The sequence below is a fragment of the Rhodoferax sp. EU05-FHT12H12 genome (genome assembly GCF_058791215.1).
The window spans coordinates 766,913-777,744 of sequence record NZ_JBYTDI010000001.1 but is presented as its reverse complement, the minus strand read 5'-3'; the positions used below and the strand labels follow the sequence as shown (position 1 = coordinate 777,744).

Here is a 10,832-nt window from a genome sequence, read left to right as displayed (position 1 = left end):
ACGCGGGAATAGCTCAGTTGGTAGAGCGATACCTTGCCAAGGTATAGGTCGAGAGTTCGAGCCTCTTTTCCCGCTCCAATTTCGTACTGGAGTGTCGTTTCTAGTGCAGTGTCAGTTTATGCGGGAATAGCTCAGTTGGTAGAGCGATACCTTGCCAAGGTATAGGTCGAGAGTTCGAGCCTCTTTTCCCGCTCCAATTCAAAAAATGGAAGTCTTGACTTCCATTTTTTTATTCAAAGTGGCGCGGTAGCAAAGCGGTTATGCCCCGGATTGCAAATCCGGTTAGTCCGGTTCGACTCCGGACCGCGCCTCCAGATTTTTCTGGTCACAAACGCCTCGTCGGCCTCGGTTGGCGGGGCGTTTTTGTTTGACAATAGACCCACGTGCCTGAGTGGTGAAATAGGTAGACACATCGGACTTAAAATCCGCCGCTTCGTGAATAACGGGCGTACCGGTTCGATTCCGGTCTCAGGCACCAACCACTACTGCTATGTCGAACTACAACGCCCCTTTTGAAATCCATGTCCATGGTCAGGTGATGCTGCGTGCAGACGTGACCTTCGCCCAGTTGCAAGATGCGTTGAAGCCGATGTGGAAATACGCTGGCGCCAAGTCGCTGACGGACGGCGCCAAAAGCAGCTACGAGGATGAACCGGGCATCCAGCTTGATGCGCATGACCATGTGCTGCAGATGTGCTGGACCGTGGCCGGGGATGAAGACTTCCGCCAGACACTGGACGAAGTTTGTATGAACCTCAATGAGTTGGCCGATGCGGGGGCCGCGATTGAGGTCACTTTCTATGACTCCGAGTTCGACGAGGATGAGCCGTCTTCCAGTGCCGCGTCACGGGACGATTTCGTGGTCCTGTTCGTCGGCCCTAACCCGGCCTCCATCATGCAAGTCCAGCGCGATCTGTTGGTGCAGGATGTCATCAACCTGATGGAGCGCCACTTTGATGGCTCTGAGTTGGGCGGTGTGGTAGCGGAAGTCGACAAGCTGTTTACCCAGCGCTTTGATGCGCTCGTCAGCTCGTTGGAGATTGGCAAGCCCCCACGGGGATCGGGGGGCGGTTTTGGCGGTGGCCACGGCAGCGGACGCAAGCCACGGCATTTGCACTGACCCCTTTTTTTGCGTGTTTGGGCACGCTGGCACGTATACTGAATTCACCGTTGGCCATGTAGCCTGAGATCCCTAGATTTCCGTGTCGTTGCGCGTTTCCAAAAAGACATCCATGCTTAAAAAAATTAGCGTTCAGCAATTGACAGTTGGCATGCACCTCAAGGAGTTTTGTGGTTCGTGGATGGAGCATCCGTTCTGGCGCACTGGCTTCGTCATCACGGACCCCAAGGACATCACCACGATCTTGGCCAGCAGTATCAAAGAAGTCTGGATTGATAGCAGCAAGGGCCTGGATGTGGCCGATGGGCAGTTTGTGGTCACCGAATCTGAGTCGGAAGAACTGGTGGAAGAGGAGTTGCGCCAAGCGGTGTCAGCCCAGCGCGAAGTAGCACCGGTTTCGATGAGCGTTGAATTGCAACGTGCTGCCAAGATTTGCTACCAATCCAAACAGGCCGTCATGTCCATGTTCCAGGAGGCCCGCATGGGCAACACTGTGGATGCGGGCAGTGCCAAGCAGATGGTGGAAGAAATCACGGACTCGGTGACGCGCAACCCGGGTGCTTTGATCAGTTTGGCCCGACTCAAGACGGCAGACGACTACACCTATATGCATTCTGTCGCCGTGTGCGCCATGATGGTGGCGCTGGCCAAGCAACTGGGCTTGGACGATGACCAAACCCGTCTGGCTGGCTTGGCCGGCCTTATGCATGATTTGGGCAAGGCAGCCATGCCCATGGACGTGCTGAACAAACCGGGCAAGTTGACTGATGCCGAGTTCGCGATCATCAAAACCCACCCCCAAGAAGGTTTCCGGCTGCTCAAGACGGGTAAGGATGTGGACCCGGTGGTGCTGGATGTGTGCCTGCACCACCACGAAAAAACCGATGGCTCTGGCTACCCGGAGGGTTTGAAGGCTGACCAGATCAGTCTGTTCGCCAAGATGGGGGCGGTTTGCGATGTGTACGACGCTATTACCTCCAACCGCCCTTATAAAACTGGCTGGGACCCGGCCGAATCGTTGCGCAAGATGGCCGAATGGGCCAATGGACATTTCGACGGCAAAGTCTTTCAAGCCTTTGTCAAAAGTCTGGGGATTTACCCGATTGGATCACTGGTGCGACTGAGTTCGGGGCGCTTGGGCGTGGTGGTGGAGCAGACAACAAAGTCGCTGACGACGCCCTGTGTGAAGGTGTTTTTTTCCACCAAATCCAATATGCGGATCGTCCCCGAGATGGTGGATTTGTCCAAGCCCAGCGTGAACGACAAAATCGCCAGCCGCGAAGATCCGGCCAAATGGCGCTTTACCGATTTGAACGAGTTATGGTCCGGCTTGCCCAATGCGCCTTGGTAAGGATGCGGATTTTGAATGAAATAGGTCGCTAGCCCTCGTGAATGCTGCGTGAGTAGCTATCAAAAAAAGAGCAAGTGTTCGGGCACTTGCTCTTTTTTTGTTTTAGCAGCCTCGGGTGATGGGCATCTCAACCGGTTTGGGATTGAGTGCGTATTTTCCCAGTTCCAGTTTGGCAATGGCGTTGCGGTGCACCTCATCCGGGCCGTCAGCAAAGCGCAGCGTGCGGGCTTGGGCGTAGCTGTAGGCCAAGGGAAAGTCGTCGCACATGCCGCCGCCACCGTGTACTTGTATTGCCCAGTCGATGACTTCGCAGGCCATGCTGGGAGCCACGACCTTGATCATCGCAATTTCATTTCTGGCAAATTTATTGCCACCCATGTCCATCATCCAGGCCGCCTTGAGCGTAAGCAGGCGCGCCATGTCGATTTTGCAGCGGGCTTCGGCAATGCGTTCTTGTGTCACCGTCTGTGCAGCAATCGGTTTGCCAAATGCAATACGGCTGGAGGCGCGTTTGCACATCAGCGCCAGCGCACGCTCGGCCAGGCCGATCATGCGCATGCAGTGGTGGATGCGCCCGGGGCCGAGGCGACCCTGGGCAATCTCGAAGCCGCGACCTTCGCCCAACAGGATGTTGGAAGCCGGCACGCGCACGTTTTCAAACAGCATCTCCATGTGGCCATGGGGTGCGTCGTCGTAGCCAAACACATTGAGCGGGCGCACTAAGGTGATGCCTTGGGTGTCGGCCGGCACCAATACCATACTTTGCTGGGAATGGCGAGGCGCCTCGGGATCGGTCTTGCCCATGGTGATGTAGACGGAGCAGCGTGGGTCACCGGCACCGGAAATCCACCACTTGCGGCCGTTGATCACATACTCATCACCTTGGCGCTCAATACGCGTTTCGATGTTGGTCGCATCGCTGGACGCCACATCCGGTTCAGTCATGGCAAAAGCCGAGCGGATCTTGCCCTCCAGCAGGGGCTTGAGCCAGCGCGCCTTGTTCTCGTCCGAGCCATAACGGGCGATGGTTTCCATATTGCCGGTGTCGGGGGCCGAGCAGTTGAACACTTCGCTGGACCACAGGACGTGGCCCATGATCTCGGCCAATGGGGCGTATTCCTGGTTCGTCAAACCTGCGCCGTGGTAGCCCGACGCCTCGGCGCTGTCCACCGGCAAGAACAGGTTCCACAGCCCTGCAGCTTGGGCCTTGGGTTTGAGGTTTTCGATGGTTTGCAGCGGGGTCCAGCGCTTGCCGGCCGCGGTGTTGGCCTCGATCTCTGCGTGATACGCGCCCTCGGAGGGGTAGATGTGTTCGTCCATGAACTTGAGCAGGCGGGTCTGCAAGTCTTTGGTCTTGGGGGAGTAGTCAAAATCCATGGAGTCTCCGGGGGGGGTAGATGTGTGTGTGGTGTAGAAAGCTTCAGGCCTGGCGGGCAAACTTCCATGCCATCTGGGCCAGTGGGCGGGCACCTGCAGCGGAGCTCACGGCCTGTGCGCTGGAGGCCGTGCCAGCCTCTACGCGCTTGGCAATACCTTGCAAGATGGCCGCGATGCGGAACATGTTGTAGGCCATATAGAAGTTCCAGTCCGCCTTGAGCTGCGCGGGCTCGGCCAGGCCAGTGCGGTCGCAGTACATGCGGATGTAGTCGTCTTCGCTGGGGATGCCCAGCGCAGCAAAGTCCAACCCGCCAATGCCGCGGAAGGCGCCGGGCGGAATGTGCCAGGCCATGCAGTGGTAGCTGAAGTCGGCCAGTGGGTGCCCCAGCGTAGATAGCTCCCAGTCCAGCACGGCACGTACCTTGGCCTCGCTGCTGTCAAACATCAGGTTGTCCAGGCGGTAGTCACCGTGCACGATGCTGACCATGCTGTCATCGCGTGCCATGGCGGGAATGTTCTTGGGTAGCCATTCCATGAGCTGGTCCATCTCGGGGATGGGCTGTGTGATGGAGGCCACGTACTGTTTGCTCCAGCGACCAATCTGCCGCTCGAAGTAATTGCCGGGCTTGCCATAACCCGCCAGTCCGCGTTCCGCAAACTTGACCGTGTGCAGGGCGGAGATCACGCGGTTCATCTCGTTGTAGATGGCGCCACGTTGTTCGGTCGTCATGCCGGGCAGGGACTGGTCCCACAACACGCGGCCCTGCATGAACTCCATCACGTAGAACGCACGTCCGATGACGGATTCGTCTTCACACAGACAGTGCATCTGCGGCACCGGCACATCGGTGCCATGCAGGCCCTGCATCACCGCAAACTCGCGCTCCACTGCATGGGCCGATGGCAGCAGCTTGGCTACCGGGCCGGGCTTGGCGCGCATCACATAACTTTTGCCGGGTGTGTTGAGCTTGTAGGTGGGGTTGGATTGGCCGCCCTTGAACATCTCCACTTCCAATGGTCCGGCATAGCCTGGCAGGTGGCCTTGCAGCCAGCTGTCCAGGGCTGCCACGTCAAATACGTGTTGGCCGGAGACGGAACGGGTGCCGATAAAGTGGTCAAAGTCGCTCATGCAGATGGCGTCGTGTAAAGGTCGAAAACTAGTTGTCGGCGTCAATGATGCGCATGAGCGCGGCGCGATCGCGTATCACCAGGCCGCCGGGTTCGATGCGAATGGCATCCTCGCGCTCCATGGCCTTGAGCTCCTGATTCACGCGCTGGCGCGACGCACCCAGTAGCTGCGCCAGTTCTTCCTGTGCCAGTTGCAGGCCAATACGCACCTCGCTGCCATCGCTGAGCGAGGGCACACCGTAGCTGCGTACCAGGTGTAGCAGTTGCTTGGCCAGGCGCGCGCGCAGGGGCAGGGTATTCAGGTCTTCCACCAAGCCGTAGAGCTGGCGAATGCGCCGTGCGTGCAGGCGCAGCATGGCTTCGTACAGCTCCACATGGTTGGCCAGGATTTTGCGGAAATCCGCCTTGGCCACGCAGAGGATGGTGGTGTCCCCGTGCGCATAGGCGTCGTGGGTGCGACGGTCCCCATCGAAGATCGCCACATCGCCAAACCAGATGCCCGGCTCCACATAGGTCAGCGTGATCTGCTTGCCCGAGATCGAGGTGGAGCTCACGCGCACCGCACCCTTGGCGCAGGCAATCCATTCTTCGGGCGGCTCGCCGCGCGCTGCAATCAGCTCGCCGTCTTTGTAACGTTTGACGTAGGCGCATCGAAGAATGTCGTGTTTGAGAGAAGGCGAGAGGGATGAAAACCAGCGCCCCGCGTTGATTGCAGTGCGTTCATCAATGGTAAGAATGGGGTCGTCCATGGCCTGTCTTTTGGGTGACTTGCTGAAGGGAAATCTCGCCCACATTGTCACCCCCGGGACCTCGCTGGGTGCATGCGGGTGTCGCCAGTGCGTCTGGTGCCGGTACTACTCTTCTTCGTGCAGCAGGCTCAGGCCAATGGCGCCGCGCCGCCGCAGCCATGGGCTGGGGCGGTAGCGTGGGTCGCCGTAGACGGTTTGCATGTTGAACAACACTTCCAGCACATTGGTGGGGCCACACAAATTGCCCAGTGCCAAGGGGCCCATGGGATAACCCAAGCCCAGTGTTACTGCGGTCTCCAGATCCCTGGGGCTGCAAATGCCTTGTTGACACATATCCGCCGCAATGTTGACGATGTTGGCCACCACGCGCTGGGTCACAAAGCCGCCGCTGTCGCGCACCACACTCACGGCTTTGCCATCGCGCGCAAACAGCGCATGGGCAGCATCGCGCATGTCGGTGCGCGTGGCCGGGTTGGTTGCCAGCACGCGGCGCTTGGTGCCTGCATCGTCCAGCAGCATGTCGATGCCCACCGTGCGCGCCGGGTCCAGCCGCTCCACCACGGCCACGGTGGTGATGTCAAAGCCCAATGGCGCCACCAGCGTCAGCGCCAGTGGGGAAGGGGATTGCCCGGTCTCGATCTTTGCGCCCAGGTTCTTCAACAGCATCAGCAGTTCCATGCGCCGGGATGCACGGGGCGACAACCACACGGGGGGCATCTCGTCGACCACGGGCACGGGCGGTTCGGCGGGCAGCGTGGCGTGGTCGTCGGCGTATTGGTAGAACCCTTCGCCAGCCTTGCGCCCGGTCAGGCCCCCGGCCAGGCGCTGGGCGGTGATCACGCTGGGACGGTAGCGCGGCTCCTCGTAGTACTGCTGGTAGATGGATTCCATCACCGGGTGCGACACATCCAGCCCCGTCAGGTCCATCAACTCAAATGGCCCCAGCTTGAAGCCGACCTGGTCGCGCAAGATGCGGTCGATGGTGGCGAAGTCCGCTACACCTTCCGACACGATCCGCAGGGCCTCGGTGCCATAGCCACGCCCAGCATGGTTGACGATGAAGCCTGGTGTGTCTTGTGCCAGTACCGGTGTGTGGCCCAGATCCTTCGCGTATTGCTGCAAGGCCTGCACCACTGCGTGCGCAGTCTTGAGGCCCGGGATCACCTCCACCACTTTCATCAGTGGCACCGGGTTGAAGAAGTGAAATCCGGCCAACTGCGCCGGACGTTGCAGACCCGCTCCCAGTGCAGTAATGGACAGGGACGAGGTGTTGCTGGCCAATATGGCGGTAGGGGGTAGGCAGGATTCCAGGGTTTGTAGCAGTAGGGTTTTGACATCCTGCTGTTCCACCACGGCTTCCACCACCAGTGTGCAAAGCGACAGCGCTTGCAGAGTCGCAACCGGGCGGATGCGGGCCGTGAAGATGTCCACATCACTCGCAGCGATGCGGCCCTTGTTTGCCAGGGTGCGCCATTGCATTTGCAAGGTGGTACAGGCAGCTTGTGCGGTGCCTGGGGCTGTGTCAAACAGCCAGACGGTGCTGCCGGCCTCGGCTGCTATTTGGGCAATGCCGCGCCCCATGGCGCCGGCACCGACGATGCCAATGTGTTCAAAGTAAGGATTCATGCCCGAATTATCTGGCGCAGCAGCCCAGGTGTCAGGGGTGTTGCCGGTGGCTCGGCCCCTTTTTCAGGCCGTTGGGGTGTGCGAGAATCGATTGCATCAATGAAGCCGGTCTTTCAATTCAACCATTCCGCCCTTGGGGTGGTGCTCCTGTGTGCCGCCATGGGCAGCAGTGCATTGACCCTGGGCCGCGCCCGGGGGGCTGCCTTGTTGGGGCAGCCCTTGCAGATCACCGTGCCAGTGCAGATTGCCGCGGATGAAGATGCCAGCGGCGTGTGTTTTGAGGCCGATGTGTTTTACGGTGAGGTGCGCCAAGAGTCCACCCGGGTGTCCATCACCCCTGAGCGAAATGCCGCAGGTAAGCCGACGGCTGTGCGTATCCAGGCTCGCATGCCGGTCGATGAGCCTGTGGTGTCGGTGTACCTTCGGTCGGCCTGTGGAGTTTCCACATCCCGCCGTTACGTGCTGTTGGCCGACTTGGTCTCCGAGCTCAGCCCGGCACTGGTTCCCAGCGCACAGGTCCAGCCCGCACGTCCGTCAGCGGTGGTGTCATCCGGGGAGCGTGCCCCATCCAGCACCCCGGCTGCGGTAGATACGGGGAATATGGCTCCCACCGCAACGTTGGTGGTCAAACCAGCACCGACGCCTGCGGCACCTGCCAAAAGAACAGCTCCGCGCACCGATGCCGCCCAACCCAGCGGCAAGACGCCAACCGCCAGTCGGCCACGCCTCAAACTGGCACCGCTGGATTTGTCGCAGGATTGGGATCCGGCGCTCAAGTCGTCTTCTGAGTTGTTGGTGCCGCCGGTGGAGGATTTGCAAAAACGCCTTGCGGCAGCGGCACTCTGGAAAACCCTAAACCTCACCCCAGAAGAGGTCTTGCAAGATGCTGCGCGTTTACAAGGGCTTGAGCAAAGCGTAGGCAAGCTCTCTGAGCAAACTGCACAAAACCAACGCCAGATGCAGACGCTGCTGGCGCGCCTGGAAAAGTCAGAATCCGAACGCTATTCCAATCCGCTGGTCTATGCCCTGGTCGCCGGATTGCTGGCCTTGGCTGGTGGCATGGTGTGGTTGTGGCTCCGCTTGCGCAATGCTGGCGATTCTCCTTGGTGGCGTGGGCAGGGCGAATCGCAGTCGACACCTGTGGAGCGCGAAACTACGGCTCCAGACACCCCTGCAGTCAGTCTTCCCGCCGTTTCTGCGCCTGTGCTTGCCACGGCGGCCCGCGCTAAGCCAGTGCCAGCGGATACCCGCAAGCCCTTGAAAGATGTGGACATCGATTTGCATCTGGATGAGCTGTCGCCGCCAACTCCGGTGGTGGTGCCGACGGCATCGGCGCCGCTTTCTTCCCGCATGATGGGGCTGCGCGATTTTTCGCCCAGCATGTCCGGCTCACTGCGTTCCATCAACACCCAGGAGGTGCTGGACGTACGCCAACAGGCCGATTTTTTTATGACGCTGGGGCAGTACGATGATGCCATCGCCCTGCTGGAGCACAACATTGCCGACCACGCGGAGTCCAACCCGCTGGTGTATCTGGATCTGCTCAAGGCCCTGCATACTCTGAGTCGCAAGGAGGCGTTTGACCGCTACCGCGACGAGTTCAATGCCTTGTTCACGGGTGAGGTGCCGCCCTATACCCAGTTCAATCAGCCCGGTCAGGGCCTGGATGCCTATCCCGAGTTGTGCGCCCACATCGCCTCGGTGTGGCCCAGCAAGGCCGCGCTGGAATTCATTGAAAAATGCCTGGTGCGTGCCCCTAATGCGGCCGCCGACGTGCGTTTCGATTTGGAGGCCTTCCGCGAGTTGCTGCTCTTGCATGCGTTGCTGACACGCTTGTCAGGGGAGGCGACCAGCGGTCTGGCACCGTTCAGTGCCGCCAAATCGGTGGAATCGTCGCTTCAGCCTTCTGCAGACACGGGGGCGGTTCCGGTGGAGGCAGCTTTGCCCTCCATGGACATTGACTTGGATTTGTCCGAGTCCGTGCCCGCGTCGGACAATCTCATCGAGTTCGACGCCTCAGGCCTGTCCCTCACACCACCGTTGACCTCGCGTCGCTAGAGCGGCGGCGTGGCCCGAGGTTCAGCGCCGCACCTGAAGCGCGCCGGGATTGATGATGTTGGATGGTGTGCCCTTGATGAAATTCACGACATTGTCGAACGCCGCACCGAAGTACATCTCATAGCTATCCTGCTCCACATAGCCGATGTGGGGCGTGCAAATGCAGTTCTCCAGACGCAGCAGTGCGTGGCCTTGCAAGATGGGTTCGGTTTCAAACACATCCACTGCGGCCAGGCCCGGGCGACCACGGTTCAGGGCACCGATCAGGGCGTCTGTTTCAATCAACTCAGCCCGTGAGGTGTTGACCAACAGGGCCGTATTCTTCATGCAAGCCAGGTCGGCGCTGGTGACGATGGAGCGAGTGTTGTCATTGAGTCGCAAATGCAGGGTCAGCACATCGCTGCGCGAGAAGAAGTCTTCCCGGTCTGTGGCGCTTTGGTAGCCATCTTGCACGGCTTTTTGGCGCGAACCTTCGCTGCCCCAGACCAGAACGTGCATGCCGAAGGCGCGGCCATAACCCGCTACCAATTGGCCAATGCGGCCATAGCCCCACACCCCCAGGGTTTTGCCGTGCAGCACGTTACCTAGCCCGAAATTCGCGGGCATGGAGCCCGCCTTGAGTCCGGACTGCTGCCAGGCACCATGCTTGAGGTTGCCAATGTACTGGGGCAGGCGGCGCATGGCCGCCAGAATCAAGGCCCATGTCAATTCCGCAGGGGCGACAGGGGAGCCCACGCCCTCTGCCACGGCAATGCCACGCTCGGTGCAGGCTTGCACATCGATGTGTGCGCCAGCGCGACCGGTTTGGGCGATGAGTTTGAGACGAGGGAGCTTCTCGATGAGGGCGCGGGTGATTTGGGTGCGCTCGCGGATGAGGACGATGACGTCGGCATCCTTGAGCCGGATGGACAATTGACCCATGCCTTTGACGGTATTGGTGTACACCTTGGCCGGGAAGGCATCCAGCTTGGCGGAGCATTGCAGCTTGCGCACGGCATCCTGATAGTCATCCAGAATCACAATATTCATGCCTGCCATTGTGCCTTGGGATGCTGGCTGCCCGGGCGGGCGCAGGGCAAATTTGCCCTGCTTTTGTTACGCAGTTTCGCAGGCAGCCAGACGGTCCAGCTCGGCGCAGACGTCGGCCATGCGCCCCGAGATGACCATGCGACCGACCTCGGAGCGGGATTGTCCGCTTTCCAGGACGCGAACCACCCGCAAGGGCTTGGATTTACAGGAATTTTGGCCTCTAGCCCCCGTGGAATCTGCGCGCATAGCTATCAAATGAGGAGCATTGCAATGCTCGGTAGATCGGGCTGAGGCGTAGCGGGGGGCACGCTGGGGCGGACTCGGCAGCAGCCATGTCAGCAGTAGTCGCAAGGGGGCCAGAAAGTCGGGTTTCATCACGAGGGCGGTATTCATG

Annotated in this window: 9 protein-coding genes and 4 tRNA genes; 7 read left to right on the top strand and 6 right to left on the bottom strand. The window is 59.9% G+C overall.

The features are described from left to right. Positions 1–2 precede the first annotated feature (2 nt). From AC3WS7_RS03605 to AC3WS7_RS03580, 6 genes are all read left to right on the top strand, one after another. Positions 3–78: transfer RNA gene (locus tag AC3WS7_RS03605), tRNA-Gly, on the top strand. A gap of 42 nt (positions 79–120) precedes the next feature. Further along, positions 121–196 (top strand) — tRNA-Gly (locus tag AC3WS7_RS03600). Positions 197–240: 44 nt separating this feature from the next. Then, a tRNA-Cys gene (locus tag AC3WS7_RS03595) sits at positions 241–314 on the top strand. Between the two features lie 71 nt (positions 315–385). After that, a tRNA-Leu gene (locus AC3WS7_RS03590) sits at positions 386–478 on the top strand. 12 nt (positions 479–490) lie between these two features. After that, the gene (locus AC3WS7_RS03585) at positions 491–1,120 is read left to right on the top strand and encodes a DUF6806 family protein (RefSeq protein ID WP_296469678.1); all 630 of its coding nucleotides are present in this window, start codon (positions 491–493) and stop codon (positions 1,118–1,120) included. A gap of 112 nt (positions 1,121–1,232) precedes the next feature. After that, positions 1,233–2,471 (top strand): cyclic di-GMP phosphodiesterase, encoded by a 1,239-nt coding sequence (locus AC3WS7_RS03580; RefSeq protein ID WP_296469676.1) that lies wholly within the window; start codon positions 1,233–1,235, stop codon positions 2,469–2,471. Between the two features lie 102 nt (positions 2,472–2,573). Here AC3WS7_RS03580 and AC3WS7_RS03575 read toward each other — a convergent pair whose 3' ends face one another. The 4 genes from AC3WS7_RS03575 to AC3WS7_RS03560 form a co-directional block, all read right to left on the bottom strand. Continuing rightward, positions 2,574–3,848: an acyl-CoA dehydrogenase family protein gene (locus tag AC3WS7_RS03575; protein ID WP_296469674.1), complete on the bottom strand. Its 1,275-nt coding sequence runs from the start codon at positions 3,846–3,848 to the stop codon at positions 2,574–2,576. Positions 3,849–3,891: 43 nt separating this feature from the next. Further along, the gene (locus tag AC3WS7_RS03570) at positions 3,892–4,977 is read right to left on the bottom strand and encodes a phosphotransferase family protein (protein WP_296469671.1); all 1,086 of its coding nucleotides are present in this window, start codon (positions 4,975–4,977) and stop codon (positions 3,892–3,894) included. Between the two features lie 28 nt (positions 4,978–5,005). Then, the gene (locus AC3WS7_RS03565; RefSeq protein ID WP_296469669.1) at positions 5,006–5,725 is read right to left on the bottom strand and encodes a Crp/Fnr family transcriptional regulator; all 720 of its coding nucleotides are present in this window, start codon (positions 5,723–5,725) and stop codon (positions 5,006–5,008) included. 105 nt (positions 5,726–5,830) lie between these two features. Continuing rightward, on the bottom strand, positions 5,831–7,351 hold the full coding sequence (locus AC3WS7_RS03560; protein WP_296469668.1) for a 3-hydroxyacyl-CoA dehydrogenase: 1,521 nt from the start codon (positions 7,349–7,351) through the stop codon (positions 5,831–5,833). Positions 7,352–7,450: 99 nt separating this feature from the next. On the opposite strand from AC3WS7_RS03560, the gene AC3WS7_RS03555 reads away from it, so the two are divergent. Then, positions 7,451–9,409: a type IV pilus assembly protein FimV gene (locus AC3WS7_RS03555; protein ID WP_296469666.1), complete on the top strand. Its 1,959-nt coding sequence runs from the start codon at positions 7,451–7,453 to the stop codon at positions 9,407–9,409. A gap of 21 nt (positions 9,410–9,430) precedes the next feature. Here AC3WS7_RS03555 and AC3WS7_RS03550 read toward each other — a convergent pair whose 3' ends face one another. Continuing rightward, the gene (locus tag AC3WS7_RS03550) at positions 9,431–10,438 is read right to left on the bottom strand and encodes a D-2-hydroxyacid dehydrogenase family protein (protein ID WP_296469664.1); all 1,008 of its coding nucleotides are present in this window, start codon (positions 10,436–10,438) and stop codon (positions 9,431–9,433) included. Positions 10,439–10,504: 66 nt separating this feature from the next. Beyond that, positions 10,505–10,831 carry a hypothetical protein gene (locus tag AC3WS7_RS03545; RefSeq protein WP_296469662.1) on the bottom strand — a complete coding sequence of 109 codons (327 nt, stop codon included), beginning with the start codon at positions 10,829–10,831 and terminating at the stop codon, positions 10,505–10,507. Position 10,832 lies beyond the last annotated feature (1 nt).

What these genes read in the sequence shown, in the direction of transcription:
- AC3WS7_RS03585 (WP_296469678.1), top strand. Translation starts at nt 491, where the DNA reads ATGTCGAACTACAACGCCCCTTTTGAAATCCATGTCCATGGTCAGGTG.
- AC3WS7_RS03580 (WP_296469676.1), top strand. Translation starts at nt 1,233, where the DNA reads ATGCTTAAAAAAATTAGCGTTCAGCAATTGACAGTTGGCATGCACCTC.
- AC3WS7_RS03575 (WP_296469674.1), bottom strand. Translation starts at nt 3,848, where the DNA reads ATGGATTTTGACTACTCCCCCAAGACCAAAGACTTGCAGACCCGCCTG.
- AC3WS7_RS03570 (WP_296469671.1), bottom strand. Translation starts at nt 4,977, where the DNA reads ATGAGCGACTTTGACCACTTTATCGGCACCCGTTCCGTCTCCGGCCAA.
- AC3WS7_RS03565 (WP_296469669.1), bottom strand. Translation starts at nt 5,725, where the DNA reads ATGGACGACCCCATTCTTACCATTGATGAACGCACTGCAATCAACGCG.
- AC3WS7_RS03560 (WP_296469668.1), bottom strand. Translation starts at nt 7,351, where the DNA reads ATGAATCCTTACTTTGAACACATTGGCATCGTCGGTGCCGGCGCCATG.
- AC3WS7_RS03555 (WP_296469666.1), top strand. Translation starts at nt 7,451, where the DNA reads ATGAAGCCGGTCTTTCAATTCAACCATTCCGCCCTTGGGGTGGTGCTC.
- AC3WS7_RS03550 (WP_296469664.1), bottom strand. Translation starts at nt 10,438, where the DNA reads ATGAATATTGTGATTCTGGATGACTATCAGGATGCCGTGCGCAAGCTG.
- AC3WS7_RS03545 (WP_296469662.1), bottom strand. Translation starts at nt 10,831, where the DNA reads ATGAATACCGCCCTCGTGATGAAACCCGACTTTCTGGCCCCCTTGCGA.